Annotated in this window: 30 protein-coding genes and 1 pseudogene; 11 read left to right on the forward strand and 20 right to left on the reverse strand. The window is 43.8% G+C overall.

Annotated features, from left to right (window positions below; all coding sequences use genetic code 11):
- The first annotated feature begins 6 nt into the window (after positions 1 to 6).
- From BC8716_RS18250 to parC, 3 genes are all read left to right on the forward strand, one after another.
- Positions 7 to 414, forward strand: coding sequence for a CoA-binding protein (locus BC8716_RS18250; RefSeq protein WP_094428010.1), 408 nt, complete (start codon positions 7 to 9; stop codon positions 412 to 414).
- A gap of 233 nt (positions 415 to 647) precedes the next feature.
- Positions 648 to 2,618, forward strand: a complete 1,971-nt coding sequence (gene parE / locus BC8716_RS18255; RefSeq protein WP_094428012.1) for a DNA topoisomerase IV subunit B — start codon at positions 648 to 650, stop codon at positions 2,616 to 2,618.
- Entirely contained in the window at positions 2,619 to 5,042 is a 2,424-nt protein-coding gene (gene parC, locus BC8716_RS18260) for a DNA topoisomerase IV subunit A (RefSeq protein ID WP_094428014.1), read from the forward strand.
- A gap of 102 nt (positions 5,043 to 5,144) precedes the next feature.
- Here parC and BC8716_RS18265 read toward each other — a convergent pair whose 3' ends face one another.
- Positions 5,145 to 5,495 (reverse strand): DUF2200 domain-containing protein, encoded by a 351-nt coding sequence (locus BC8716_RS18265; RefSeq protein WP_094428016.1) that lies wholly within the window; start codon positions 5,493 to 5,495, stop codon positions 5,145 to 5,147.
- 254 nt (positions 5,496 to 5,749) lie between these two features.
- On the opposite strand from BC8716_RS18265, the gene BC8716_RS18270 reads away from it, so the two are divergent.
- Positions 5,750 to 6,274: a TraR/DksA family transcriptional regulator gene (locus tag BC8716_RS18270; RefSeq protein WP_157730491.1), complete on the forward strand. Its 525-nt coding sequence runs from the start codon at positions 5,750 to 5,752 to the stop codon at positions 6,272 to 6,274.
- 19 nt (positions 6,275 to 6,293) lie between these two features.
- Here BC8716_RS18270 and ytvI read toward each other — a convergent pair whose 3' ends face one another.
- The 3 genes from ytvI to motA all read right to left on the reverse strand — a co-directional run bounded on the left by ytvI (position 6,294) and on the right by motA (position 9,089).
- A complete protein-coding gene (gene ytvI, locus BC8716_RS18275) occupies positions 6,294 to 7,430 on the reverse strand; it encodes a sporulation integral membrane protein YtvI (RefSeq protein WP_094428020.1) in 1,137 nt (378 codons plus the stop codon).
- Positions 7,431 to 7,546: 116 nt separating this feature from the next.
- Entirely contained in the window at positions 7,547 to 8,305 is a 759-nt protein-coding gene (locus BC8716_RS18280) for an OmpA family protein (RefSeq protein ID WP_094428022.1), read from the reverse strand.
- Positions 8,283 to 9,089: a flagellar motor stator protein MotA gene (motA, locus tag BC8716_RS18285; protein ID WP_094428024.1), complete on the reverse strand. Its 807-nt coding sequence runs from the start codon at positions 9,087 to 9,089 to the stop codon at positions 8,283 to 8,285. The genes BC8716_RS18280 and motA overlap by 23 nt, the downstream gene beginning before the upstream one ends.
- Before the next feature lie 182 nt (positions 9,090 to 9,271).
- On the opposite strand from motA, the gene BC8716_RS18290 reads away from it, so the two are divergent.
- Complete coding sequence (locus tag BC8716_RS18290) at positions 9,272 to 10,126, forward strand: YitT family protein (RefSeq protein ID WP_094428026.1); 855 nt, start codon at positions 9,272 to 9,274, stop codon at positions 10,124 to 10,126.
- Positions 10,127 to 10,196: 70 nt separating this feature from the next.
- On the opposite strand, the gene BC8716_RS18295 is transcribed toward BC8716_RS18290, so the two are convergent.
- Positions 10,197 to 10,883: a GOLPH3/VPS74 family protein gene (locus tag BC8716_RS18295; RefSeq protein WP_094428028.1), complete on the reverse strand. Its 687-nt coding sequence runs from the start codon at positions 10,881 to 10,883 to the stop codon at positions 10,197 to 10,199.
- A gap of 199 nt (positions 10,884 to 11,082) precedes the next feature.
- On the opposite strand from BC8716_RS18295, the gene BC8716_RS18300 reads away from it, so the two are divergent.
- The 3 genes from BC8716_RS18300 (at position 11,083) to BC8716_RS23020 (ending at position 12,428) form a co-directional block, all read left to right on the forward strand.
- Complete coding sequence (locus tag BC8716_RS18300) at positions 11,083 to 11,373, forward strand: RNA polymerase alpha subunit C-terminal domain-containing protein (RefSeq protein WP_094428030.1); 291 nt, start codon at positions 11,083 to 11,085, stop codon at positions 11,371 to 11,373.
- A 110-nt stretch (positions 11,374 to 11,483) separates the two neighbouring features.
- On the forward strand, positions 11,484 to 12,080 hold the full coding sequence (locus BC8716_RS18305; RefSeq protein WP_094428032.1) for a YdeI/OmpD-associated family protein: 597 nt from the start codon (positions 11,484 to 11,486) through the stop codon (positions 12,078 to 12,080).
- Positions 12,081 to 12,266: 186 nt separating this feature from the next.
- A complete protein-coding gene (locus BC8716_RS23020) occupies positions 12,267 to 12,428 on the forward strand; it encodes a MerR family DNA-binding protein (protein WP_142300746.1) in 162 nt (53 codons plus the stop codon).
- A gap of 271 nt (positions 12,429 to 12,699) precedes the next feature.
- Here BC8716_RS23020 and BC8716_RS18310 read toward each other — a convergent pair whose 3' ends face one another.
- The 5 genes from BC8716_RS18310 to BC8716_RS18330 form a co-directional block, all read right to left on the reverse strand.
- On the reverse strand, positions 12,700 to 13,215 hold the full coding sequence (locus BC8716_RS18310) for a HEAT repeat domain-containing protein (protein ID WP_094428034.1): 516 nt from the start codon (positions 13,213 to 13,215) through the stop codon (positions 12,700 to 12,702).
- A gap of 126 nt (positions 13,216 to 13,341) precedes the next feature.
- A complete protein-coding gene (locus BC8716_RS18315; protein WP_094428036.1) occupies positions 13,342 to 13,650 on the reverse strand; it encodes a hypothetical protein in 309 nt (102 codons plus the stop codon).
- A 217-nt stretch (positions 13,651 to 13,867) separates the two neighbouring features.
- The gene (locus BC8716_RS18320) at positions 13,868 to 14,323 is read right to left on the reverse strand and encodes a PH domain-containing protein (protein WP_094428038.1); all 456 of its coding nucleotides are present in this window, start codon (positions 14,321 to 14,323) and stop codon (positions 13,868 to 13,870) included.
- On the reverse strand, positions 14,323 to 15,276 hold the full coding sequence (locus BC8716_RS18325) for an alpha/beta fold hydrolase (protein WP_094428040.1): 954 nt from the start codon (positions 15,274 to 15,276) through the stop codon (positions 14,323 to 14,325). The genes BC8716_RS18320 and BC8716_RS18325 overlap by 1 nt, the downstream gene beginning before the upstream one ends.
- A gap of 142 nt (positions 15,277 to 15,418) precedes the next feature.
- A complete protein-coding gene (locus BC8716_RS18330; protein WP_094428042.1) occupies positions 15,419 to 15,676 on the reverse strand; it encodes an NUDIX hydrolase in 258 nt (85 codons plus the stop codon).
- Between the two features lie 249 nt (positions 15,677 to 15,925).
- On the opposite strand from BC8716_RS18330, the pseudogene BC8716_RS18335 reads away from it, so the two are divergent.
- The 3 genes and pseudogenes from BC8716_RS18335 to BC8716_RS18345 all read left to right on the forward strand — a co-directional run bounded on the left by BC8716_RS18335 (position 15,926) and on the right by BC8716_RS18345 (position 18,178).
- Positions 15,926 to 16,445: pseudogene (locus BC8716_RS18335) on the forward strand (YfiT family bacillithiol transferase).
- A gap of 354 nt (positions 16,446 to 16,799) precedes the next feature.
- On the forward strand, positions 16,800 to 17,384 hold the full coding sequence (locus tag BC8716_RS18340) for a LysE family translocator (protein WP_094428044.1): 585 nt from the start codon (positions 16,800 to 16,802) through the stop codon (positions 17,382 to 17,384).
- A 17-nt stretch (positions 17,385 to 17,401) separates the two neighbouring features.
- Positions 17,402 to 18,178: an AraC family transcriptional regulator gene (locus BC8716_RS18345; RefSeq protein WP_094428046.1), complete on the forward strand. Its 777-nt coding sequence runs from the start codon at positions 17,402 to 17,404 to the stop codon at positions 18,176 to 18,178.
- 76 nt (positions 18,179 to 18,254) lie between these two features.
- Here BC8716_RS18345 and BC8716_RS18350 read toward each other — a convergent pair whose 3' ends face one another.
- The 10 genes from BC8716_RS18350 to BC8716_RS18400 form a co-directional block, all read right to left on the reverse strand.
- On the reverse strand, positions 18,255 to 18,740 hold the full coding sequence (locus BC8716_RS18350) for a nitroreductase family protein (RefSeq protein WP_094428048.1): 486 nt from the start codon (positions 18,738 to 18,740) through the stop codon (positions 18,255 to 18,257).
- A gap of 40 nt (positions 18,741 to 18,780) precedes the next feature.
- A complete protein-coding gene (locus tag BC8716_RS18355; RefSeq protein ID WP_094428050.1) occupies positions 18,781 to 19,353 on the reverse strand; it encodes a nitroreductase family protein in 573 nt (190 codons plus the stop codon).
- A gap of 154 nt (positions 19,354 to 19,507) precedes the next feature.
- On the reverse strand, positions 19,508 to 20,368 hold the full coding sequence (locus BC8716_RS18360; RefSeq protein ID WP_094428052.1) for a helix-turn-helix domain-containing protein: 861 nt from the start codon (positions 20,366 to 20,368) through the stop codon (positions 19,508 to 19,510).
- A gap of 377 nt (positions 20,369 to 20,745) precedes the next feature.
- Positions 20,746 to 21,126, reverse strand: coding sequence for a YxlC family protein (locus tag BC8716_RS18370; RefSeq protein ID WP_094428056.1), 381 nt, complete (start codon positions 21,124 to 21,126; stop codon positions 20,746 to 20,748).
- Positions 21,101 to 21,643, reverse strand: coding sequence for an RNA polymerase sigma factor SigY (gene sigY, locus BC8716_RS18375; protein ID WP_094428058.1), 543 nt, complete (start codon positions 21,641 to 21,643; stop codon positions 21,101 to 21,103). Before sigY ends, BC8716_RS18370 begins: the two co-directional genes overlap by 26 nt.
- A gap of 59 nt (positions 21,644 to 21,702) precedes the next feature.
- Positions 21,703 to 22,482: an ABC transporter permease gene (locus BC8716_RS18380; protein WP_094428060.1), complete on the reverse strand. Its 780-nt coding sequence runs from the start codon at positions 22,480 to 22,482 to the stop codon at positions 21,703 to 21,705.
- A complete protein-coding gene (locus BC8716_RS18385; protein WP_094428062.1) occupies positions 22,479 to 23,393 on the reverse strand; it encodes an ABC transporter ATP-binding protein in 915 nt (304 codons plus the stop codon). The genes BC8716_RS18380 and BC8716_RS18385 overlap by 4 nt, the downstream gene beginning before the upstream one ends.
- Complete coding sequence (locus BC8716_RS18390; protein WP_094428064.1) at positions 23,393 to 23,596, reverse strand: PLD nuclease N-terminal domain-containing protein; 204 nt, start codon at positions 23,594 to 23,596, stop codon at positions 23,393 to 23,395. Before BC8716_RS18390 ends, BC8716_RS18385 begins: the two co-directional genes overlap by 1 nt.
- Positions 23,597 to 24,032: 436 nt before the next feature.
- Positions 24,033 to 24,506, reverse strand: coding sequence for a DUF4188 domain-containing protein (locus tag BC8716_RS18395; RefSeq protein WP_094428066.1), 474 nt, complete (start codon positions 24,504 to 24,506; stop codon positions 24,033 to 24,035).
- Positions 24,503 to 25,072, reverse strand: coding sequence for a PadR family transcriptional regulator (locus BC8716_RS18400; RefSeq protein WP_094428068.1), 570 nt, complete (start codon positions 25,070 to 25,072; stop codon positions 24,503 to 24,505). Before BC8716_RS18400 ends, BC8716_RS18395 begins: the two co-directional genes overlap by 4 nt.
- Positions 25,073 to 25,270 lie beyond the last annotated feature (198 nt).

Here is a 25,270-nt window from a genome sequence, read left to right on the forward strand (position 1 = left end):
ATACAGATGAAAAACCCAAGTGATGAACGAATTAAGGAACTGCTTCATACGAAAAAGCGCATTGCCGTTGTTGGCTTATCCGACAATCCGGAACGCACGTCTTACATGGTATCCGAGGCGATGCAAAAAGCAGGATACACGATTATCCCTGTCAACCCCCGCGTCGATAAAGTGCTCGGTGAAAAAGCATACCCATCACTCCTCGATATTGAGGGTGAAGTCGATCTCGTTAACGTTTTTCGCCGCAGCGAGTTTCTCCCTGAGATTGCCAGAGACACAGTCGAAGCAGGTATTGGCGTCTTTTGGTCGCAATTAGGCGTCGTTAACGAGGAAGCGTATGATTATTTGCAAGCACATGGGGTCGAAACGGTCATGGACCGTTGCATCAAAGTTGAGCATGCTAAGTTTAAATGAGCGCAAGCCCGCACCTATGATGCGGGCTTGATTTTGTCAAGCAAGATAGCCAGGCATTTGCAACAACAAAGATAAACATGGTAAGGTGCTATTAGAAAAAACTGTTGCATACAGGAAAACAATGGTTAAAATGAAGAAGGGCAAGCCATTATTTCACCTACACAGAACAAACATTCGTATTTGTTATTCGTTATGGTATAATCGATTTATAGATAAATGGAAGGGAGAACGGAATGGCAAAACAGCACGTGGAATACAATGAGGATGCCATTCAAGTCTTAGAAGGACTTGAAGCGGTACGCAAGCGGCCTGGCATGTACATCGGCTCAACTGATGTGCGCGGGCTGCACCATCTTGTTTATGAAATTGTCGATAATGCCGTCGATGAAGCACTCGGCGGCTACGGAAGCACAATAAAAGTAACGATCCATAAAGATCAGAGTGTCTCGATTGAGGATGAAGGGCGGGGGATGCCCGTCGGCATGCACCGTTCCGGAAAGCCGACACCGGAAGTCATTTTCACCGTCCTTCATGCTGGAGGCAAATTCGGCCAAGGCGGATATGCGACAAGTGGCGGACTGCACGGAGTTGGCGCTTCCGTTGTCAATGCCTTATCGGAATGGCTCGAAGTGGAGATTAAACGGGATGGCTATCGATACACGCAACGTTTCGAACAAGGCGGTAAGCCGGTCACAACGCTTGAGAAAAAAGGCAAAACACGCGCCTCAGGCACGACTGTCCGTTTTAAGCCAGATGAAGGCATTTTCTCAACGATTCAGTTTAATAGCGAAATATTGGCGGAAAGACTTCGAGAAGCGGCTTTTCTATTGAAAGGCGTCCAGATTGAATTAACGGACAAGCGCCCTGGAAAAGAACTTCATGAAGTGTTTAAGTTTGATACGGGGCTTGAAGCCTTTGTCGACTATTTAAATGAAGGAAAAGAAGCGCTTCATCCAGTCGTGTCCTTTTCTGGAAGCGCCAATGACATCCAAATGGACTTTTCCTTTCAATTTCACGATGCCTATACGGAAAATGTGCTTTCTTTCGTTAATAATGTCCGTACACGGGACGGCGGCACACACGAGCTAGGCGCGAAAACAGCGATGACCCGCATCATGAATGAACATGCACGTAAAATTGGCGTTTTAAAAGAGAAAGACAAAAACTTAGATGGATCGGATATACGGGAAGGATTCACGGCGGTCGTCTCGGTTCGCGTTCCAGAAGCAAAACTGCAATTCGAAGGGCAAACGAAAAGCAAGCTAGGGACGCCAGAAGCCCGTTCTGCTGTCGATGCGATTGTCTCGGAAAATCTCAGTTATTTTCTTGAAGAAAATCCGGCTGTGGCAACGATGTTGCTTAAAAAAGCGATCAAAGCAGCACAGGCGCGGGAAGCTGCACGTAAAGCCAGGGAAGATGCGCGCAACGGCAAGAAAAACAAGCGCAAAGATGTGTTGCTGAGCGGCAAGTTAACGCCAGCTCAGTCGCGGAACCCAGCCCGTAATGAACTGTACTTGGTCGAGGGCGACTCTGCTGGCGGCTCAGCCAAACAAGGGCGTGACCGCAAATTCCAAGCTGTTCTTCCCCTTAGGGGAAAAGTCATCAATACCGAAAAAGCCAAGCTTGATGACATTATGAAAAACGAAGAAATCCGCACGATTATCCATACAATTGGCGCTGGCGTAGGAGCCGATTTTGATAGTGCTGACTGCAATTATGACAAAGTCGTCATTATGACAGATGCTGATACAGACGGTGCTCATATTCAAGTGCTGTTGCTTACGTTTTTCTATCGCTACATGAAACCGCTCATAGATGAAGGGAAAATTTACATCGCCTTGCCTCCTTTATACAAAGTAAGCAAAGGCAGCGGTAAAAAAGAGCAAGTCGAGTATGCATGGGATGAAAACGAGCTTCAGTCTGCGTTAAAGAAAGTCGGCAGGGGGTCGACTGTCCAACGTTACAAAGGGCTCGGCGAAATGAACGCCACCCAGCTATGGGAAACGACAATGGACCCAGCGACACGGACGTTGATCCGCGTCCGTTTGGAAGACGCGGCACGGGCTGAGAAACATGTGGCCACGCTTATGGGCGATAAAGTCGAACCGCGCCGTAAGTGGATTGAAAGCCATGTTGCCTTTGGGCTAGAAGAGGACACAAATATTTTGGAAAACGAGAATCTGCAAGTAGGGGAGGAAGCGTAAGTGGCAAAATCAGAACGTTATCTCGACCTTCCTTTAGAAGATGTCATCGGCGACCGTTTTAGCCGCTACAGCAAATACATTATCCAGGAACGGGCATTGCCTGATGCCAGAGACGGACTAAAACCTGTGCAACGCCGTATTTTGTATGCGATGTACAATGAAGGCAATACGGCCGATAAACCGTATCGAAAGGCAGCCAAAACCGTTGGGAACGTCATCGGCAATTACCATCCCCATGGCGACAGTTCTGTGTATGAAGCAATGGTCCGCATGAGCCAAGAATGGAAAGTACGTGAACAATTAATCGACATGCACGGCAACAACGGTTCGGTTGATGGTGATCCACCTGCGGCCATGCGTTATACGGAAGCGCGGCTATCGGCAATTAGCGCTGAGTTGATGCGTGATTTAGATAAAGGCACAGTCGACTACATCCCGAACTTTGATGATTCGATTGAAGAGCCCGTCGTCTTGCCAGCGATGTTTCCAAATTTGCTTGTGAATGGTTCAACAGGTATTTCGGCTGGTTATGCGACAGACATACCGCCTCATCACTTGCCAGAGATCATTGATGGCATTACGTTGTTGATGCAAAAGCCAAATACGAGCCTTGATGAATTATTAGAAATTATTAAAGGCCCTGACTTCCCTACTGGCGGAATTGTCCAAGGCTCAAACGGCATCCGCCAAGCTTATGAAACAGGGAAAGGCAAAATCGTCGTCCGTGGACGGACAGCGATTGAAGAAACGCGTGGCGGCCGCAAGCAGATTGTCATTACTGAAATTCCTTATGAAGTAGTAAAAGCGAGCTTAGTTAAAAAAATGGATGAAATCCGATTTGACAAAAAAGTAGACGGTATTGCTGAAGTCCGGGACGATACAGACCGTACCGGGATGCGCATTGTCGTTGAACTGAAAAAGGAAGCCGATCCAGAAGCGATTCTCCATTACCTGTTTAAAAATACTGATTTGCAAGTGACGTACCACTTTAACATGGTAGCGATACACAATAAAACACCTAAGTTAATGGGGCTGCGCGACCTGATGCAAGCGTACATCGACCATCAAAAGCAAGTGTTTACGCGCCGCTCCCAATTTGAGCTTAGGAAAGCAGTTGACCGCGCCCACATTGTGGAAGGCCTGATGAAAGCTGTTTCCATTTTGGATGAAGTGATTGCTGTGATCCGTGCTTCAAAAGATAAAAAAGACGCAAAAGCCAATTTGCAAAGCCAGTTTGGCTTTACTGAACCACAAGCAGAAGCGATCGTCACACTCCAACTTTACCGCCTGACCAATACCGATATAACGACGCTTCAAAAAGAAGCAGAAGAGCTTGAAAAACGGATTGCCGAATTAAAAGCGATTTTGGCCAGCGAAAAGAAACTCATTTCCGTCATTAAAAAGGAATTAAACCAAATTAAGAAGACATTTGCTTCTCCGCGCCGAACCGAAATTCGAGCGGAAATTGAAGAAATCAAAATCAACATGGACATGTTGATTGCCTCGGAAGACGTGCGCGTGACGATCACAAAGGCAGGCTACGTCAAACGGACAAGCCTGCGCTCCTATTCAGCCTCTAGCCAGGATGGGCCAGGAATGAAAGAAGGAGACCGTCTCTTATTATCCCAAGAAGCAAATACAACCGATGTGGTGCTATTGTTTACCAAACGGGGGAGTTACTTGTACGTGCCTGTCCACTCGCTGCCAGACATCCGTTGGAAAGACGACGGCCAACATGTTGCTAACCTTGTTGCGATCGATGCCGATGATGAAATTATCGCTGCACAAATCATTCGCGAGTTTGCCGAGACGAAGTATTTGCTCTTTATTACGCGAGCAGGGATGGCCAAACGGTCAACGTTAAACTTATACCAAGCCCAACGCTATTCAAAACCGCTGATGGCCTTAAAGCTAAAAGAAGGGGACGAAGTCGTTCGCGTGCTTTTGACAGACGGCCAGCAAGAACTGTTCGTAGCCACTGCCTCTGGATATGGACTTTGGTTTTCGGAAGAAGATGTTTCCCTCGTCGGCCAACGTGCCGCCGGAGTAAAGGGAATCAATTTAAAGGAAGGCGATTCCTGCATTGGCGCCGAAGCATTTGGCCTTGAAGATTCGGTTGAATTTCTCGTCGCTACACATCGGGGCGCGGTCAAAAAAATGGCCATTACTGAATTTGAAAAGTCAAGCCGCGCCAAACGAGGCGTGTTAATGCTAAGGGAATTGAAAAACAACCCTCATCGATTAGTTGGACTCAAGCGTGTCCGCTCTCAAGATGAAACGTTTGCCATCGAAACGGCAAAAGGAGACATGATTGAGGTCTCGCCAAAGGACTATCGCCGTGCTGACCGCTACTCCAACGGCTCCTATGCTTTCGACCAACACGAAAGCGGCGATGCGCTTACGTTAGTACGTGTGATTCAATAATAAGGAAACCTCAAAGCCTTGCAAGCTTTCAGCTTCTTCACTTATGCAGCAAAAAACACCGATTCTTGTCTAATAGAATCGGTGTTTCTTTGTGTAGTGTGCTTATGTCCGTAAAATCTTCGCCATTACTTTTCCTTTTGCTAGCTCATCGATCAACTTATCCAAATAGCGAATTTCTCGCATCGTCGGGTCTTCAATGTCTTCCACTCGGACACCGCAGACGACGCCTTTGATCAAATGGCGCGAAGGATTTAGCTTTGGAGCGTCCGCGAAGAATGTCTCAAAGTCTGTTTGTTTTTCTAGTTGCGCTTCGAACTCTTCTTCGCTATATCCAGTCAGCCAACAAATGATTTCATCGACTTCGGCTTTGGTGCGTCCCTTTCTTTCTGCCTTGGCGACATAATGGGGATAGACGCTCGCGACACTCGTTGTATAGATCCGGTGTTTGGTCATCATGCATCCTCGCTTATAAGGTTTTTCTTTATTTTAGCACGGAACATAGTCGAACAACACCTAGGACCCTTACCAGGTCTTAGCAATCCGTTGTATTGATTGAATTCAGGTAATGATGCAGATGGCATTGATAGCTGGTCGCTTTGCCTGTAATCTACGACATTGCTAATCTGCCAATTGCCCTCTCATTGTTTGCATAACCGTCTTTTCGGGAAAAAGGCAGTATAAGGATGTACCAGGGAGGTTTAACAAACATGGGACTAACAGAGAAACAACTTGCTCATTTAAAACACCAATTGCTAGAAATGAAAGACGGGCTTGAAACAAAGAAGCGACGAACCACTGGCGAAATGTCGGACAGCCGCGGCGACATTGCCCGGGGCGCCGATAACCATATTGGTGAAACCGCTTCTGAATACGAAGACCGCGTTATCCAACAATCACTTAACGAAGCGGACCAAAAACGCCTTCAAGACGTCAAAGAAGCGCTAGAACGAATCGAAGAAGGGACGTACGGAATTTGTATCGATACAGGGCAACCGATTCCTTATGAACGCCTTGAAGCACTCCCTTATGCAAAGCGAACGCCTGAAGCGCAACGAGAAAGAGAAACGCCTTTAGCGGAGGACAATCAAGAAGTTAGTGGAGTGGACTATGTGCGAATGGAGGGCGATACAGAGACAACTCGTGCCCTTGAACAAGAACAACAGGCAAGCCACCAATCAGGGGAGGACGCGTTCTCCCATTCAACGAATGAACAAGATTGGCCAAAGCAATAGCCCGCTCCATTCGAGCGGGCTATTGCTCGGGTTCGGTAAAACCGTTGCGGATAAACTGAAGAACGGCTCGGAAGAAGCCAATGTCATTCAAAATCACGATGAACACCAGAATAGCAGGGCCTAAAAACAGGCCGAATGCACCGAACAAGCGAAGGCCGGCAAACAAAGAAATTAAGACTGCAATTGGATTTAAGTTCATATGACTTGAAAGCACTTTTGGTTCAAGTAGTTGCCGGATGATGACGACAATGATGTATAAAATCGCAATCCCGAAACCGCCAGAAACATCGCCTGTAATAAACAAGTAAATAAACCAAGGAATTAAGATTGTGCCAGTCCCTAAATAAGGAAGCAGCTCAGCAATTCCGACGACAATAGCAAGCATCCACGCATTGTCGACCCGAATGATCAAAAGTCCGACAAAGACAATACAAGCGGTCACAAACATGAGGATGAACTGGGCTCGAAGAAAGCCAAACAGCCTCCGCCGGATCGCTTGTACGAACTCTCTGCCTTTTTTACGCAGCCGTTTTGGCACATGGCGATCATAAACATCTTGGTAATAACTCCAGCTTTTCCCCATAAAATAAATGCTCAAAATGATAAACAGAAACGCCACTAAAAAGTTCGGTAACCCTAAAAGCGCTGTTGTTAAAAAGTCAACAACCCCCTGTCCGATATCACCAAGAAAATTGCCAAGCACTGTTCCTAACTGGTCAATTCCTTCCGACAGGACATTGTGTGTGCCTACATCGATCGTATCAAACAAACCAAGTACTTGCTGCCAATACGGCCAAATCGTTTCATTAAAGAAGATTTGCATTTTTTCAGAGCCTTCTTCAATCCACGTTGGCACTTGCTCAAAAAATTGGCGCAAACTAAAATAAATAAGAAAAACCAACCCCGTTAGAATCGCGCTAATCACCAAGATTCCGCCTAACAAGCCAAACAAACTGGCAAAACCACGGCTGAAGCGGAGCTTTTGTTGGAAGAAACGGGCAACTGGCTGTAGCATCCAGGCGAACAAAGCCGCAAACCAAAAAGGGTATGTAAGGGAGAAGACCTTTGTGAACACCCATAAAGAACCTATGAGAAAAATAACAATGGCAATCGTTCGGCCAATCATCCAAGCAACGTCTCGCGACAACAGGTTCACCTTCTTTTCATGTAAACATCGCCAAAACAGGTAACGAGATTATTGTAGTTCTTGACAAAGCATGCTGTCAAATGACACCTAAAAAAACGGAGTGGGGCGGAACCCACTCCGTTTTTTTATTCAATTGGTTCCAACGGGAGAACGAGGACTTCAACGCGTCGGTTGGCTTGCCTTCCTTCTGCAGTCTCGTTTGAAGCGATCGGATGATACTCACCGTAGCCTGCAAATGACAGTTGAGCCGGCTCAAAATGATCGTATTCGAAAAACAGTTTCATGACATTGTAAGCGCGGGCGCTGCTTAATTCCCAGTTCGAATCAAATTCGTTGTTTCCCATCGGCACATTGTCGGTATGCCCAGAAATTTGAATATAGCGCGGTGGGTCAGAAGCAAGCATAGCCGATAGTTGCTCGATTAGTTCGATCGAATCGCTCTTAAGTTCGGCACTCCCTGAGGCAAACAAGATGCCGTCATTGATCGTAATTAACAACCCCGAAGCACCCAGTTCAGTCTGTAACCGATCCGCCAACTGCTTTTCTTCAATATACCCATTTAAGCGTGCCTGAAGCTGTTCCAATTCACTTCGCTCGAGTTTTGAGGCTTCGCTTAATTCAGAAGGATCGCTTTCAAGTGTATTTCGCGCCTGTTCATCCACTTCGTCAAGGGCATTTTGATTGTCAAGAATCCCTTGTCCGCCAAGCGTTTCGGAAAGAACAATTTTGAGTTGGTCATACTTGGCTTGATCGATTTGACCCATCGCAAATAGGACAATAAACAAGGCGACAAGCAAAGTAAGCATGTCGGCATAAGGTAGGAGCCATGTTTCGTCTACATGTGTGTTGCTGTCATGCCGCCTAGGCCTCCGCTTGTGTGACATGTCTTTGTTCTGCTCCTTCTTTGTATGCTTTTTGCTTCTTTTCCTCCATATAAACCGACAAATATTCTTCAACCGCACGAGGCGAGCTGCCATTAATAATGGCAATCGTGCCTTCGATAATCATATGCTGATTCAATACTTCAATTTTCGACTTACGCCGTAGTTTATTGGCAAATGGATGCCAAAGCACATAGCCAAAAAAGATCCCAAGCAGCGTTGCGACAAAAGCAGCTGCAATCGACTCGCCTAATTTGTTGATGTCATCCAAATTGCCAAGTGCAGAAATAAGCCCCAGCACCGCCCCGAGTACGCCAAGGCTTGGCGAATAGGTGCCGGCTTGGCTAAAAATTGCTGCTCCTGTCGCATGGCGTTCTTGCATCGCGTCAATCCGCTCATGCAATGTATGGCGAATAAAGTCAGGGTCCTGGCCGTCGATCATCATCCGTGTAGCTTGCTGAAAAAACGGATCGTCTATATCTTCAATCTTGCTTTCAAGGGCAAGCATCCCGTCACGACGAGAAATGGTCGCATACTCTACGAACTTTTCCACGATTTCCTGTTGAGATGTTTCTTTCCGTTCAGACAGCAACACGCCAAACAATTTTGGAACCCGTTTAATGTCCGAAAAAGGAAAGGCGATTAAAACAGCTGCAATCGTACCAATTATGATGATGACAATAGCGGCGGGATTCAGGAGCACCTCTAAGCTAGAGCCTTTTAAAATGACTCCAAATATGACTGTACCTATTCCTAAAAGAATGCCGATAAATGATGTCTTGTCCATGTGAGTCTCCTTTTAAATCTGTCCTTACTACTTAATTCGGACAAAGAAGCCCATGCTTGAAGCACTCTTCGCAATTTCGTCAATCTGTCACTCTTTTAAGCCGAAAGTCTCATTTTACAATTGGGTCCTTTTGCATAAAAAATTGATTTTTGTCCATAGTAATGAGAATGGAGGGACTATCTATGCCAGCTTCACAGCAATTGAGCTTTCGGATATTCACTGTTATAGCAGGTGCCATTCTAGCCGCTATAGCGATTGAATGGTTCCTACTGCCAAACAGTATTATCGATGGAGGCATTATCGGCATTTCGTTGATTTTAAATGCGATTACGTCTTTTAATTTCGGCATTCTCGTCCTTCTTTTAAACGTCCCGTTTTTATATTTTGGCTTTCTCTACCTCGGCAAGCGTTTTTTAATCTATTCTTTAACTGGGAACATTGTCCTCGCTGTATCAGAAGCACTTTTGCACCATTGGGATTTAGAACCTCTGACGACTACGCCTTTGCTGGCAACCATATTTGGCGGACTGCTATTAGGACTCGGCGTAGGGTTGGTCATTCGAAGCGGCGGCGCACTCGACGGAACAGAAGTATTAGGATTATTGCTGACTCGCAAAATCCCCTTTACTGTCGGTGAATGCGTACTTGTTTTTAACGTAGCTGTTTTCGCCTGGGCTGCTTTCGTGTATGGCTTCGAAAATGCCATGTATTCCATTCTAACCTACTATGTAGCCGCCAAAACGATCGACGCCGTTGTAGAAGGGCCCGACCAAACGAAAGCGGTCATGATTGTTTCGGACCACTATGAACAACTTACTGAAGCGATTACGGCGAAACTAGGCAAAGGTGTTACACGGCTAAAAGGGCAGGGGGGCTATCAAGGAAAAGAAAAAGACATCTTATACGTAGTGGTAGGAAGACTGGAGATCATGCAGCTTAAAAATACCATCTATGAACATGACCGAAACGCCTTTTTCACCATCATCGACGCCCACGAATCAAGAGGAGCTGCATTCAAAGGAAAGGAAGACCATTAAAAACCTGTAGAAAAACACCTACGTTTTCTACAGGCTAATTGTTTTACAGATTTCAGGTGAAGCTTCTCCGTCACGAAGAGCTAGAGGAATTTGATGTGACCACTATCGTAGTCGTCGCTACAATCATTGCCGTCTCCATGGCATCAATCGTCTTTTTAACTTCGGCAGAGACAGGCAAGTCTTTGCTGATCTGCTTCAAATGCGCTGCCGCTTCCCGTGCCTCAGCTCGTTTTTTAAAGATAAGAGGCAAAAGCTTGCTCGTATGCAAAAATGCAAGCAACACTGCGTATCGTTCTTCTTCTCGGTCGAGGGGCTCTTTCCTACCGATTTTATCCAACACCGCCCGGAATAAACGATAGGCGTGGGCGTGTAAGTCGTTTCGTTCTAAATGGTATTCATAACTTGGAAAGAGACCTAGAAAACGTGTTTTACGAACCGTTAGTTGGTCCTGTTCCTCAAGCAATGCTGCCACCTCTTGCTGAGTGCGGGAAGAAGAGAGGCCTTGCACCCAATACTTGAGAGAGCGAGGCTTTTTCTCTTTCATTCGTGCAAGTGTTTGCTTAAGCAAAGGATCATGCGTATCTTCATTCACAACAACTGCTTTCTTATGTTGTAATTCAATATTGCCATTGATCATCAATTCAGCCAGTAGGGCGCCATTAAGCGCATAAGGCAGAGCCGTCGCCGCTCGGTAATAAGGCTTCGCTGTTTGCGGATTAATCGCTAATAGGAACAATTGCTCAGCAATAAAAGGCAATCCCCATCACTCCTTTTTATCATCTATCTCTTATTTACGAGCCAACACAAAAAAAGTTTCGTTCCCAAATCAACAACGAGATAAGGATAAACCAAAAATCAACTGAGGCTGTTATTGGTAGTATGCATTGCTTGAAAAAAATTATAAAATTAGAACAGCTAGATTTAAAAAGCAGTGATGCTAGAGTGGGGCGGATGAGATGAACACTTCAAAAGAATTAAAAACGTGCGATAAAGGACACAAATATTATAAAAGTACAGATTGTCCAAGCTGTCCAACGTGTCAACAAGAAAGCAAACCAAGTAGCGGATTTCTTTCAAAGCTTTCTTCTCCCGCTAGAAATGCATTGATACACGAGGGAATCACGACATTAGAGCAGCTATCACGCTTTAGTGAAAAGGAAATTTTAAAGATTCATGGAATAGGACCAGCATCCTTGCCAACTCTTAGAGCTGCATTGGAAGAAAAACAACTCTCATTCAAAAGTTAAATTGTATTTAATTTCTGAACTCATAAGTGTATGTTGAACTTCAAGAAAAGATTTTTGCAGCGCTTATATCACTAATGATATCACCAAAAATAGAAGGAGTGTAGCCCTCAATGACAAATAACAGCATGAATCCTAAGGTTGATGAATTTTTAACGAACGCCAAAAAGTGGAAGGAAGAATATAAGAAATTAAGAGACATTATTCTTGACTGTGACCTGACTGAAGAATTTAAGTGGATGCACCCTTGCTATACATTTGACAATAAAAATATCGTATTAATACATGGATTTAAAGACTACTGTGCGCTTCTCTTTCATAAAGGCGCCTTGTTAAAGGATGCCCATGGGATACTCATCCAACAAACAGAGAACGTACAAGCGGCCCGCCAAATTCGCTTTACTAATATTCAGGAAATCATTGAAAAAGAGCTTATTTTAAAAGACTATGTATATGAAGCGATTGCGGTAGAAAAAGCGGGATTGAAAGTAAAAAACAATCAAGACAATACAAACTTGAACATTCCCGAAGAGCTGCAAAATAAATTCGATGAAATGCCCGCCTTGAAAACCGCTTTTGAGGCATTGACGCCAGGAAGGCAACGAGCATACATTCTTTATTTTTCAGGAGCCAAACAACCAAAAACACGAGAAGCAAGGGTTGAAAAGTACGTCCAGAAAATTCTAGATGGATTAGGATTGAAGGATTAGTTAAAAGGCATCAGAAGCAGATGAATAGGTTTTAATAACATTTAGAACCGCCGCTGGGGGTTTAGCTACTGGTTTATTCCATCAATCAATCTTATTGGAATTAGTTTCCTGTGCGAGCAGCTGCGGAGATTCCTTTGATCCTATTTTAACAAGCAGTGAAAATGGCCTCCAGATAATGAAACGGATTTGGAATCGATACAGTTTATCAAAGCGCTTCGTTCGACAGATATGTCAATCGCTAACATTAAAAGATATGTTCAATTATTTAACGAAGGCAAAGAGACTGTTCAGGAAAGAAAAGAATTAATTCAAAACCACAAGAAGAAAAAGGACATTTTATATATATAAAGGAAGGAACAGTTTCATCATTTAATTATTTTCTCGTCTCGAAACCTGAAGTAAACTTGTGATTCGAGACGATCTTTCTTTTTCATTCAATTGGTTCCTGTAATGTATATTATGTAAACTAACAGAAAAAACGAAACGAATTGAATTGAACGGATCTAACAACTACTTGCTTCCCCCGCATCCGAGCACAAGCCCTCATTGACAGGAACAGCGAGCATTTGTTGTACTTAAGATGCCCGCCGTCTTATCTTAGAAACGATAAACAATCATTTTAGTCAGCTTCTTTCAATTGCCATGCGATCACTTTCCCGACTGCTTCCGCTGCCGCGAATGGCGTTACTTCACTCGTTGGCTGTTCTTGCTCAGCTTTTAGACATACGATCATATCCTGATCCAACCGAGAAGGATCGAGCCAAGATATAGCCCAACAAGCCCAGAATTTCGTTAAACCTACTGATTTCTTGGCTGTCTCTTCCAATAATGGTAGACTGTCATGGCCGATGCGCATCAACGAGAGAGCTGCGGCCATCCTTGTCTCCTCAGAGCTTGTTTGCATCAGTTCAATCAGTTTCGGCACAGCCTCTCCTGCGTCTGAACCTAACTCTCCGAGAACGGCACATGCAATGTCACGCAACATCGGATCCTCACCATGAAGCGCATCTATCAATAGTGGCAAAGCGGCTTTACCAGACCGCCTCACTTCTTTCATCGCCGCAGCTACCTGGTTCATTTCACTGGAATTCGCAATCTTTCTAAGCGATAGAGATACTTCCTCGTTCTTGTCCATAGAGACACCATCCTTTTGTATTACATATTCCGCCTCACAATTACAATAACATTATCATCGAAAATACAGCAGTGAGCGATGGGTTATACCCTTGACCTGCCGGAGTTTAGTGAAATAGTTGATTTATTACTTTATATTGCTCTCAGAATAGTAACTTACTAATTTACCTTGTTGTTTTGCATACTCAATTTCTTTTTTTGTGCTTTCCCCAATATAGCCATTAACATCAATAACAAAAATTTCGTCAGACATATTTATTTTTTTATAATGAATTTCCCCCAACAATTCTGCTTGCTCTTGTGTGATTTCTATACCTTCACTTTGCTCGAAAAACCCGAGACTTATTACAATATTTCCTTGCAATGTATGATAAGCATTTGCTTTCTCGAATTGTTCCTTAAATTTTGTAGAGCCGCATAAAGTAATTACTTTCATCAAGATAACCTGCTTTCTACTATTCATACACATTAGTTGCAAATAATTCTAACATACATCCCTCTACCGGCTTTCTAATATGCGTGTTCACTGTATGTCTACCCACTTTGAAAGTGCAGATGCAGGTATCAAATCCAAATCAATCATTTTCTTCGTTTGTATATAGAGCCTATTCCCCTATCTTCTTTTACTTCTACATTGCCTCCCCCTCTTCTCTTTAAAATTCACTAATCTGTGCATTTGGACACCGTTTTCTCAACTCGGCAATAAATTTCATTTTATCCTTTGGTAATATTTTTATCGTTCTAGAAGCATTGGATGTTTTGTAACGCAATTCAATTCCCTTATCAGACGAAGAAATTTGATAACCGGTGAATCGAGCAGTTGTTGGGACGACTTTTATTATGTTTGGGTACAATATTTTACGTTTAAATGGACCTCCTTTAATTAGGAGATGTTCCTCCGTTAAAACAAATTTAATGGAGGTTATGTACCACAAGAGAAAGCAAACTGTAACAATAAACATTGCAACCGAAATGAAAAAAATAAGGGATGAAGACACCTCTCCGAGAATAAAAGTGAGAGGAAGAACAGCAATGGCGACCATTGCGCCTACCAATAAAAATATAAATATAATCATAGGAACAATCGCTATTTTCGCATGAAAAACCATTATTTACTCACATCCTTGTTAAAGTACGTATATAATCCATTGCCCATTTCTACAAAGCGCCATTCATCCTGTAACAAAAACGCAGACACAATTCGATAATAGACATCTGGACATTCGGCATGGGGAGTATGCCCACAATTGTTAATCACCACTTTATGACCGTTTGCCATTTGATTATAGGCTTCCACATGTTTATCGCATGTGACTGGGTCCGCGTCCCCCATGACAAGCAAAGAAGGAATCGAAAGACTGGGAAGCAAGGAGACGATCGATTGGAAGATCCTTCCTTCTTCTCGTAAACGCTCAAGATGAATGTCCGTTCGGTCATCAAACGCCTCCCATTCTTCATCCGTATATGCTGAATAATCTATTGAAGTATCTGCATTTACCCGGTAAATATCCTCTTTATGTTCCCCTAGCTCCTCTCCTAGGCGTAAATACCAATCAAATAGGCACTTACTTGGTAGGTTGCTGGCTGCTAGGTTTAGACATTCCTCGGATTTCTTTTCGGCTCCTTGCTTTAAAAATACAGAAGCTGCTCTGCGCAACAAACTTTTTGCCGTCCATGCAAAGTCAAAGGTTGGACATTCAAAAACAACGTTTGTGATAGAGTTTGGATAGGCTGAGGCATAAAGCAAAGCAAGATACCCACCAAACGAATGGCCAATGACCGCCCATCGGTTAATGCCCAGTTGTTTTCTCAATTCCTCACAGTCTTCCACTAAATCTTGAAGCCCGAATGGTTCAGTTTCTGATAAACCTTCCGAGCGACAAACCCCTCTTTGGTCAATCGCTACCAATTGAAATTGATCCGAAAAACGGTTCGACTGATGATAGACAAATTCGTAACAGCTTTCTCCAGGCCCGCCATGAAGAAACAGCACAGCCGGTAGTGACCGATCTCCGAAAATCTCTACATGGATTTTTTTGCCTCGTACTATATATGTATTCATAATTGTAGCTCCTTCGTTGATGCAACCGTTCTTATTATTTGCGGTGAAAAGGGCAGAGTCAATAAAATAGCGGATAAGATCCCAACATCAGATTATCAAATTACTAATAAACGATACCAAGCCGAAAATAAGACGATCTGCCCTAGCCATAAAAAACGAGATAAAACGGATGCGGCTGCGGGATCAATAATCTTTTTAACTCCTTTTTAAAATCTTCCCTGGTAATCATTGTTATGGCGTCTTCTTCTTTCACAAACTTCACTTGTATGCTTTCCTCACTTGTTTGCAACTCAGAGGTTTTGGCCATTGCCAACCACCATGTATGACAAATTGCCTTGTTTACATCCTGGCTGATTCCGCAAAAATGACCAATCTCAATTTCTACTCCGCTTTCTTCCATCACCTCTCTTTTTAACGCATTGGTAATCGATGAGATTCTCGTTGAGCCTTTGATGTTTTCTATTAAAGTGTTTTGTTATTACATTTCATGTCCGCATATTGATTCTCTTTTCGACAAAATGAGCTAAAAGTCCTTCTTCAGAAAACGGACTGATCCGATTCCGGAATAACCTATTGTGCAAATGATGGTAATTTGAAATAATTATTAGCCTATAGATATTAGCCTATAAAACAGAAAGGAGTTGTTTGAATGGATTTACGTTACCCGATTGGAAAGTTTGAATTTGAAGGAGAGCCTACAACCGAAGTATTAGAGAAGTGGATAACAGAGATTGAAGGACTTCCATTTCAATTAACAAAAGCTGTGGAGGGTTTAAGAGATGAGCAGTTAGATACAGCGTATCGCCCTGATGGATGGACCATTCGTCAAGTAGTTCATCACGTGGCCGACAGCCATTTAAATAGCTACTTTCGTTTTAAATTAGCCCTAACAGAAAACAATCCCACGATTAAATTGTATGAAGAAGGGAAATGGACTGAGCTCCCTGATTCAAAGTTACCAATAGATATTTCATTAAAACTAATCGAAGCTTTACACAGTAGATGGGTTTGTCTGTTACGTTCTATGAAAATAAGATGATCTAGCGAAGACTTTCCAACACCCAGAATCAGGAGTGGTTACGTTAGGGATGAATATTGGGATCTACGCTTGGCACGGGCGACACCATGTTTCGCATATTACTTCTCTTCGAAATCGATTAGGTTGGTAAACGGAAGAGCGTCTGTGGCATTAACTGCCAAACCGTACAAGCAAGGTTACGTGCTTCACCGACAACAGTGAATGTCTAGCGATTTTCGTATGGGAATGTTGTTTATTACTAGACAAGCCACCCTCTCGTTCTCTGACATAAGTGCTGTCGATGAAACTAAACAGCTTCACAGGACCTTGCAACTTGTCGCCCTGCCCAATCCATTTATACTAAGTTCGGTTGATACAGTGTAAGTTCGGGCCGATAGCCGCCGCGGAGCTTCCCTCGACTGCTTTGTTTTGCCTCCGCAATATCGTACTATACCGTAAGCTGCCCGCGGGTGTATCATGCATGAAAATGCATGGAGGTATCATCATGAGCTTACTGTCTTTTCTAGCGTACTGTGTCATCGCTACCTTTACACCGGGACCGACAAACATTGCGATTTTGTCGATCGCACATCGTGTTAGAATAAAAGAGTCCTTTCAGTACATGTACGGAGCGACGATCGCCTTTGGCATGCTACTAGCAGCATCTGCTCTGTTTAATCAAGCGATGGTTGCCGTGGTGCCGAATATCATCGTCGTGATGCAGGTCATCGGATGCCTGTATATGCTCTATCTGGCCTATCAGGTGTTCACGATGAAGCTCAGCGAAGATACGACCGCGCAGGTAGCTACTTTTAAATCCGGGTACATCATGCAGTTTGTCAATCCGAAAACCTGGCTGTTTACAATGACAGTCATCCCGGGCTATGTTATGCCCTATTACAATTCTCCCACCGCATTGACGCTGTTTGTATTGGGGATCACGATAATTGCTTTTTTGGCATTTACGACATGGGCGATGTTTGGATTGGTGTTTAAACAATTTTTTCAGCGGCACCAGAAGGCCGTGAATATCGTCTTGGCTTTCCTGCTCGTTTATTCGGCCATTGAGGTATCAGGATTGCTGAAGTAGATATGAGGTGAGTCAACATGGATAAATTTACTTATAAGAAAAAAGCAGGGATCACCGCCCTATCTGCGAGCATGGCCGAGTTCACATACGCTAAGCACAGCCATGAGGAATATGCAATGGGCGTCACGCTGCGCGGTGTACAGCAATACAACTTGGACGGTAGTTTCCAGTCCTCCTATCGGGACGGCGTCATGCTGTTTCATCCGGAGCAAGTGCATGACGGAAAGTCACAGGACCGAAGCGGCATTGATTATGTCATGATTTACATCGATCCTGGTCAGTTTCTCGATTTGATCGGCAAAAAAGAGGTTGTTAAATTCTCCGCACCTATCGTGTACAACCAGAAGCTGAAGCAGAGTATATTGAACTTGGTTCAGGCGATCTACAGCGATCAGGACGAAACGATCTGTAGCGAGTTACTAGTGGCTCTTGCGGATCATTTCGCGGATGTTGAAATGAGCACGATGACGAGGCCAAATAACCGTCTAATTGAGAGAGCCAAGGACATGATCTACGAGAACCTAGGCGATATCCTAAAGCTTGATGAGCTTGCCAGTGAGCTTGGAATGACCAAGTTCCAGTTTATCCGAACCTTCAAAGCAAGTACAGGCATCTCACCGTATCGTTTTTTCTTGAACAGCAAGTTGGAACATGCCAAGCGCATCATTGAACGCCATAGCGATATCTACTCGGCTGTGGCAGCTTGCGGATTTGTGGATCTGTCTCATCTTAACAGGCATTTTAAGCGTGTGTACGGCATCACTGCTATGGAATATAGGTCTTCTATTCAATAAGGCGGGTGCGTAAATAAGTTACGACGCCCGCTTTATTGTAAAGTCTCCCTTCAATCAAGCTATGAAACACCATGAATCAGAGCAAACTCCAATTCAGACGGGTGGGAATGGCGTGGTGCTTTGACGCCTTTTGTTCAGCCCAGTAGCCAAGTTCCAGCGTAGCGATGATCGTTTCCTTGGTCGATATGCCAAGTTCACGATAGGCTTGACGCTCAGACATCCAATGGTGAAAACGTATATTTATAGCCACTCCTTGCTCATTGGCAAGCAGCTGGAAGTTTTGGATCAGACAAAAGGCAGCAGCTATATTCTCGTTTTGTTTAAAAGGGTCGCTATCTGTCTTGGTGAGAACGATTAAATGATCAGCTGGCTCATGACTTACCCATTCTCGCTTTTTCATCTGGTCGCGGGCGATAAAGATAAACCTCCACGGCTCTCTCAACCTATGATTAGGTGCCCATACAGCATGATTCAGCAACTCTAGTACCAATTTTTGTGACACCCGACGATTGTCCATTTTGAGCCAATCCAGTGGCATAATCACCTGGTTCTTTAACTCCATACGTGCTGCTCCTCCATACGTTAACCCCATTTCTGTATGATCAGCTTTCAATTGCGGTCCAAAGTCGTTCAGCATGGGTTCGCGTTCGGCCTTTCGGGACTTTGTCGAAATACCCAATTTGCAGAAGTCCAACAAACTGTTCGTCTTTCTGCAAGCCAATGCGCTTGTGGAATTGCTCGCTTTGAATAAAGGGCGCAGGTCCCGTTATCCATACCATCCCAAGCCGCTGCTCCCAGGCAAGAAGCTGAAAATTTTGCAAAATGCGGCATAATGTCCCGTAGGCTTCTTTCTTTTTAATAGGATCGGGGTCGGTTTTCACAACGGCAATGATATTGGCCGGCGCCTCCATAAACCGTTTATGAAAGCTCTTCATGAGTTTGTTCAGCGTTAGTCTAGCCATTTTGCTATCCATGATTTTTTCGCTTACATAACTGGCCAGCTTTTCCCGTGCTTCGGGCGTACCTGCATACACATATCGCCATCGCGCTTCGCCCTCGTAGGGACAAAGCTGCTCAGCCTTTAGCAATAGCTCCATCACCAGTTTTTGTGATACTGGGCTGGCGTTAAATTTTCGAATTGTTCTCCGTTCGCGAATGAGTTGCTCTAGAGACATCAACAATCGCTCCTTTCAGCATCATGCTAATTGATAACAATTATCAATGTCAATGTGTTGGAGGAAACAACCATAAAAAGTCCGAATGAATCGGTGATTTGTCTGGAATCACAAAAACGCCCTGTAATGAGGGCGTTGAAGAGTATGGGTTTAGTCAACCTTTTCGAAAAGAAGTAGGCGTGACACCGATATTTTTCTTAAAATATCGTCCGAAGTATGAAGAGTCTCGGAAACCAAGGTAGCTCGCAATCTCCGCTATATGGGCATTTGAGTACCGTAGTAGACGCTTTGCCTCAAGGAGCTGTCGATCGCGGAGTACTTTTCCCGCAGATTTTCCTAATGTTTTTTTGATCGATTCATTGAGATGATTGGAGCTAACATGAAGCATAGAAGCATATTCGGAGACGCTATGTACGGTACGATAATGGGACTCCACTGCTGTGAAAAACTCTTTCGTTAATCTAAATCCCGCCTCTTCTCGGTGGCGCTGTTGCCACGAATCTTGAATGCGGCTCATCTCAATTAATATAAGACGGAGATAGCTGTTGACAGCTTCCAATTGTTCCTTGCGCTCTATCTCTTGCTCCCGTTCCAGGAGACTAAACAACGTATTGAATATCGTTGCCTGGTCAGCAGCAATGCGATGAAAAGGGGTTCCTTCCATAAGATCAATCAAGGAGGTGTGTGGCCATTCCAACTGCTGTCCAACCAACAGCTCTTTGGAGAAGACGAGCAGCCAGCCGGAAAATGTTTTGTCAGGTTTACATTCAATCAATCCGTGAACTCGCCCTGGTGATATGAGGCAAAGCGTATTGGGATAAAAGCTGTAGCCTTGAAAGTCGATTTGAGCCGTACCGTGCCCTTCATTGATCCAAAACAGTTGAAAGCAGTCATGTCGGTGCATCTCGTAAGAGTCAACCTGTTCAGGTATAAGTGGCAGCAATCTGAACCCTTTCGTGTCTAGCGTAGCTGCTGGGATGACGGGAATATTTTTTTGTCCGCTTTTATGTTTCATTTTTCCCCCCTGGCGCCAACTTGAAAACCGTTCATTTGTCCCATGATTGTAGCATGTTTCTTATAACTTCGCTTGTCGCCAATCCCTTTAATGTTAGTTTTCTTAGCTTTTCCTTTACAAATCAATCTTTTACAGAGAGAGTGAACTTCCCCTTCTACCATCCTACTGCCTTTTCCATAGTCTTCTCGGCATCCGTTTTGCGAAAATCAAATAAAGCAGAGTGGCGGTTGGAAAATTTAGGAGGCCAATCATTCCCCATAACCAGTAATTATGGCCGTGCCGCCTGGCGTTAATAAATAGAATCGTACTTTGCGTAAATAAAATAGCGGCTAAGATTACCCATAGATAGAAAGGAACATCAGAAGGATGCGTGTTCGTCATAAGAGTTTGTTCACCTCTTTTTTCGTCGTAAAATATACGATGAACGGCAGTATGACAACAGCGGTCCCTTGCAAGATCAGGAAGACTGTTGGCGAATGAAAGTAGGTTGTCGTCCAAAACGCTAAAATAACAAGAGCGAGCCCCCACAATCCCAGTAGCTCCTTAAGCAGCTTTTTCCTGCTATTGGCTTTTGTTTCCTTTACTTGCTGCAGGAAAAAAGAAAGGTCTGGCTCATCCGCTGAATCGAGCTGATCAAGACGTTCTAAACCGGAACGCAGCTCCATAATCGTCTGTTTGTCGGTTAGCTGTGCCGATGATCTTCCGTTTTCCCCTTTCGCTTCCGGCTCCAATTCATTCTGCTTCATATCCTTCGTCATTCACGTTCAACTCCTTCCTTAACAGACCTAATGCGTGATGAACCCTTGACTTCGCAGTTCCTTCTGGTATGCCTAACATCTTGCCGATTTCTTCATACCTATAGCTGTAATAGTGCTTCAAAATCAAGGGTAGACGATACCCTTCTGATAATTTCCCTAACCCATCTACAACATCCATCCATTCAAGCTGACGGTGGGCAAATTCCCACTTCAACTGGTGCAAAGGCGTTTCTGTATTTGCCATTAGCTCCTCTCTGTTCTGCTTGCGACACATATCAATATATAAGTTAGAGGCAATGGAAATCAACCATGTTGAAAACTTAGAACAGCCTTTATAAAGGTGAATTTTTTCGATCGCCTTGGTCATCGTTTCCTGTGTTAAGTCATCGGCCAATGATGGTTTTAAAGTAATCTTTAACGCATACCTTCTCAGAAATAAATAATTCTCGTGCAGGAGAGTAGCTAGCGCCACTTGGTCTCCCTTTTGGGCTTTACGAATAAGTGCAGTTTCGTCCATAGCATATCTCCTTAAACAAGGCAGATCGTTCTTTTCTATCATGCTCATTCATACTCAAACTAGTCAACAAGCTCTTTGTGTGTAAAAATGGCGATTGCTCCAAGTTGCAAGCCGATGATCCCGAACAGAGTCGACAACAAAACAGGTGTATAATCAGCTAAACCCTCTCCTTCCAACAAAACCAATGTGGCGTGATTGGCCAACTGTGCAGGACTCCACGAGAACCAGGCTGGAAAGGACGATGAAAGCAGGCTGATGAGAAGAATGGTACCTAGTGCACAGAAGGCTGCTGTGCCTGTTTGTTTAAGAATGGTGCTATAAAACAGAACAATCGTCATAACGAGCGTTAACCACAATCCAAAATGAAAAAAACTACTGAACCAACGTTCAAGCGAAACGGCATCGAATAGAAGGTTCGTGTAATACATCGCTAAGCCGTAACCAAGGCCAAGTGACACCCATGTAAAGCAAATAATCGCCGCCCATTTGGCTGTGAGATAAGAAAAGTAGGGCACTGGCTTCAGTAAAATGATCGCTGCTACTCCGCTGCGCCGTTCCGCCGATACGATCCCCATCAACGCCAACGTCAAGACAAGGACGCCGAGCAATCCGAAATCAGATAACGTTTGTGCGAGCACCTCAGTTCCTGTGGGCGTAGGAATGTCGATAACGGCCCCTTCTGGCAACCCGCCGAAGTCCTCTAATATTTGCGGCATAAAGTAGGTGGAGAGCGGCGTCGAACTTCCTAATAACAGAAACACAACAGGAACCCATACCCACTTGTAATTCCTCCATAGTTCTACCTGTTCTTTTTGAAACAACACGAGCCATTGCTTCATTTTTGCACCACCTTTAAAAATAAATCTTCCAGAGACATTTTAGCTACTTCGAATTTCGTTAACCGAACCTGGTGCTGAGCAAAAGCGTGCAAGAGAAAAGGCACCGCCAACTCAATATCTTCTACCAATACTCTGTAGCCATCTTCTTCTATGACAAAGTCAACAATACGTTTTTGTTCCTGCCAGTTCTTGAGCTGATTAGTCAAGTCATCCTTGGCTTTGATTATGATTGCCGCATCTTGCCATTCTTGCTGAAGCGAATCGAGCGTCCCCCCATATTTTAGTTGGCCTTGATCAATAATGAGCACTTCGTCACTTACTTCCTCCGCGTCATGCAGGACATGGGTCGAGAAAAGAACCGTTGCTTCCTCCTTTAATGTTTGCATTAGCTGAAGCATTTCCCGGCGTCCGACTGGATCGAGAGCAGATACCGGTTCATCTAGCATGACCAGCTTAGGCTGGTGAATCAGAGCTTGGGCAATGCCAAGACGTTGCTTCATACCACCTGAATATTGGCCAATACGCTGATGAGCCGCTTCGGTCAGCCCCACCTTGTCTAGTAATTCTTTGGTTTTACGTTTCGCTTCCCGTCTCGGCAAATGAGCGAGCTGCCCGACATAGAGGAGAAATTCAAATCCGGTCATCCAATCGCAAAAGACGGGAAACTGGGGCAAGTAGCCGATATCGGCGCGAATGTCGCCCTTTCCGTGTGCCGATGATTGGTGGAACTGTATGGTGCCTGATGTAGGTTTGACCAGTCCTGATAACATCTTTAATGTTGTCGTTTTGCCAGCCCCATTCACGCCTAATAAAGCGATACAGGAATGCGGCTGCAGATCGAAAGAAAGATTTTTAACTGCAGGGTACTCGGCATATGTCTTCGTTAATTGCCGTACAGATACGAAACTCATCACTGGTTCCTCCTACCGAAAATCAAGTACATTACCGGCCCGAGAAAGCTAACAAATAAAATAAGTGGAATCCAGAACAGGTGGGCGCCTGTCGTCTTTGCTCGCTTCACATAATCGACGAGCGCGACAATGACCAAAATTAAATTCAAAATGATAACGGGCGCAAGCAGCCCCCAAGGAACATCAGCAAAATCCGTATTCATCCTATCCCTTCCCCTTTAATCGTAAATGTAAGTTCACATATAAGACGGAGTAGATGACAAAATCGTTCATAAAAAAATAAAAAAACGCGAGATTTCATGTCATCTCGCGTTCATAGGGTTATTTGCTTCTTTGTAACAGTCAATGAAGTCAAGATTGGACGAAGCCTTCCCTTAATACGTTTCGCAAAAAACCGTATATATGCTTCGATGCACCATAAATGAATTTCTTGCTGGAATACATATTCGAAGCAAAGTTTTCCCCTAATCCATACTCATAAAAGAAACCCAGAATTAGACAATGCATCCCTTCTAAGCAAACAACTTGTGGTAGCTTCAACTCCGTTGTTGTTTATAATACTGCCTACGGAACTTATTTTCTAAGAGCCACTTTCATCGTTTGTTTTGGAGATTTAACCGTTTTTTAATAACAAAGTAGTCATTTCGCTTTTACATTCTTTAATCTATGTTTCATTGTAGAATGCTTTTCTGTTACATAGGAAGAACATGCAGCAGCCAGTCCTCTCGGTTTATTCATATTGACATAAATGGATTCATAGCTACCTGCTTTCACGACATACGTTTCATGGAAAAAACCAACTCCTTTTGAGTCTGCGGCTTTCTTATAAAAACGAGTCCAAGCATTCATATGCGTTTTCCCATGGGCGTAATCATGTAATCTCTCTACGTTTTCCCAATATTGAGTAATCACGATATTCCTGCCACTCCAACCAGTTTCATAATGAAGAAAACCGGTGTCTATTTTGCTAGAAAGTTCTTTTAACATCGGTGGCATAGCACTAAAAACGGGTCCCCATGCTTTGATATTCCACCACTGTTGAATTTTCATACCAACGATAAAAATCACTATATCTTGGTCATTTGGAGCACTAACTCGTTTCGCTTTTGTCATTTCAGTTTCTCCTTTGTTTTTTTGCACCAGTGCAGCTCTGCTTCAGCTACTTCTTTTCCATAATCTAACGTATATAACCAAAATTCAGCGTCCGGATGAGTGCTTAGCTTTTTTTCCATTTGTTCGTAAACCTTCATTTTTCCTTGTAACAACCGTTCATGTTCACAAATGTGGTGAAATGCTTGTTCCCGGTTCATTTCGTTTCCAAAAAACAGTTTAACGAGCAGCTCATTTTTATGAAGCCCAGTATCGTAAATGGGAGCAGCCAGCCAATCATGAAGTTTATGCTTTCCCGCTTCCGTTACCTCATACTCCTTCCGATCCCCCTCGCCTCCGATTTGAATAACATACCCCTCTTTGACCAAAGTTTTAAGAGCGGGATAAATTTGTCCATAGCTCATCTTCCAAAAATGCTCAAAACTATTATCAATGACCTTTTTTATTTCGTATCCCGTTCTACATCTTCCTGACAGTATTCCGAGCACAATCCATTTAGCCTCTGTTTTCATCTTACCCTCCAAATATATCTTTAAGATATATCTAAAAGATATATAAACACGAACCATTTGTCAACAGTGTCCTTTCAATAAAATAGTTAACGAAAAAGCATCGCTGAATTTCGGCCTTAGTAAGATTTTTTTAAACACTAACGCGATTGAAATCAAACTAATGTTATTGGCCTTTTTGAGCTATTGAAACTCTCACTCAGTTTCTTCTCCATCACGAATGGTCTATACAATTGTTTTTGATCACCGCCTTTTCTC

This window comes from Shouchella clausii, from assembly GCF_002250115.1.
Lineage (GTDB): Bacteria > Bacillota > Bacilli > Bacillales > Bacillaceae_D > Shouchella > Shouchella clausii.

Excerpts from the sequence above, each read along its gene's own strand:
- BC8716_RS18250 (WP_094428010.1), top strand. The coding sequence starts at position 7 with ATGAAAAACCCAAGTGATGAACGAATTAAGGAACTGCTTCATACGAAA.
- parE (WP_094428012.1), top strand. The coding sequence starts at position 648 with ATGGCAAAACAGCACGTGGAATACAATGAGGATGCCATTCAAGTCTTA.
- BC8716_RS18265 (WP_094428016.1), bottom strand. The coding sequence starts at position 5,495 with ATGACCAAACACCGGATCTATACAACGAGTGTCGCGAGCGTCTATCCC.
- BC8716_RS18270 (WP_157730491.1), top strand. The coding sequence starts at position 5,750 with ATGGGACTAACAGAGAAACAACTTGCTCATTTAAAACACCAATTGCTA.
- BC8716_RS18280 (WP_094428022.1), bottom strand. The coding sequence starts at position 8,305 with ATGTCACACAAGCGGAGGCCTAGGCGGCATGACAGCAACACACATGTA.
- motA (WP_094428024.1), bottom strand. The coding sequence starts at position 9,089 with ATGGACAAGACATCATTTATCGGCATTCTTTTAGGAATAGGTACAGTC.
- BC8716_RS18290 (WP_094428026.1), top strand. The coding sequence starts at position 9,272 with ATGCCAGCTTCACAGCAATTGAGCTTTCGGATATTCACTGTTATAGCA.
- BC8716_RS18300 (WP_094428030.1), top strand. The coding sequence starts at position 11,083 with ATGAACACTTCAAAAGAATTAAAAACGTGCGATAAAGGACACAAATAT.
- BC8716_RS18305 (WP_094428032.1), top strand. The coding sequence starts at position 11,484 with ATGACAAATAACAGCATGAATCCTAAGGTTGATGAATTTTTAACGAAC.
- BC8716_RS18310 (WP_094428034.1), bottom strand. The coding sequence starts at position 13,215 with ATGGACAAGAACGAGGAAGTATCTCTATCGCTTAGAAAGATTGCGAAT.
- BC8716_RS18315 (WP_094428036.1), bottom strand. The coding sequence starts at position 13,650 with ATGAAAGTAATTACTTTATGCGGCTCTACAAAATTTAAGGAACAATTC.
- BC8716_RS18320 (WP_094428038.1), bottom strand. The coding sequence starts at position 14,323 with ATGGTTTTTCATGCGAAAATAGCGATTGTTCCTATGATTATATTTATA.
- BC8716_RS18325 (WP_094428040.1), bottom strand. The coding sequence starts at position 15,276 with ATGAATACATATATAGTACGAGGCAAAAAAATCCATGTAGAGATTTTC.
- BC8716_RS18330 (WP_094428042.1), bottom strand. The coding sequence starts at position 15,676 with ATGGAAGAAAGCGGAGTAGAAATTGAGATTGGTCATTTTTGCGGAATC.
- BC8716_RS18340 (WP_094428044.1), top strand. The coding sequence starts at position 16,800 with ATGAGCTTACTGTCTTTTCTAGCGTACTGTGTCATCGCTACCTTTACA.
- BC8716_RS18345 (WP_094428046.1), top strand. The coding sequence starts at position 17,402 with ATGGATAAATTTACTTATAAGAAAAAAGCAGGGATCACCGCCCTATCT.
- BC8716_RS18350 (WP_094428048.1), bottom strand. The coding sequence starts at position 18,740 with ATGGAGTTAAAGAACCAGGTGATTATGCCACTGGATTGGCTCAAAATG.
- BC8716_RS18355 (WP_094428050.1), bottom strand. The coding sequence starts at position 19,353 with ATGTCTCTAGAGCAACTCATTCGCGAACGGAGAACAATTCGAAAATTT.
- BC8716_RS18360 (WP_094428052.1), bottom strand. The coding sequence starts at position 20,368 with ATGAAACATAAAAGCGGACAAAAAAATATTCCCGTCATCCCAGCAGCT.
- BC8716_RS18370 (WP_094428056.1), bottom strand. The coding sequence starts at position 21,126 with ATGACGAAGGATATGAAGCAGAATGAATTGGAGCCGGAAGCGAAAGGG.
- sigY (WP_094428058.1), bottom strand. The coding sequence starts at position 21,643 with ATGGACGAAACTGCACTTATTCGTAAAGCCCAAAAGGGAGACCAAGTG.
- BC8716_RS18380 (WP_094428060.1), bottom strand. The coding sequence starts at position 22,482 with ATGAAGCAATGGCTCGTGTTGTTTCAAAAAGAACAGGTAGAACTATGG.
- BC8716_RS18385 (WP_094428062.1), bottom strand. The coding sequence starts at position 23,393 with ATGAGTTTCGTATCTGTACGGCAATTAACGAAGACATATGCCGAGTAC.
- BC8716_RS18390 (WP_094428064.1), bottom strand. The coding sequence starts at position 23,596 with ATGAATACGGATTTTGCTGATGTTCCTTGGGGGCTGCTTGCGCCCGTT.
- BC8716_RS18395 (WP_094428066.1), bottom strand. The coding sequence starts at position 24,506 with ATGACAAAAGCGAAACGAGTTAGTGCTCCAAATGACCAAGATATAGTG.
- BC8716_RS18400 (WP_094428068.1), bottom strand. The coding sequence starts at position 25,072 with ATGGTTCGTGTTTATATATCTTTTAGATATATCTTAAAGATATATTTG.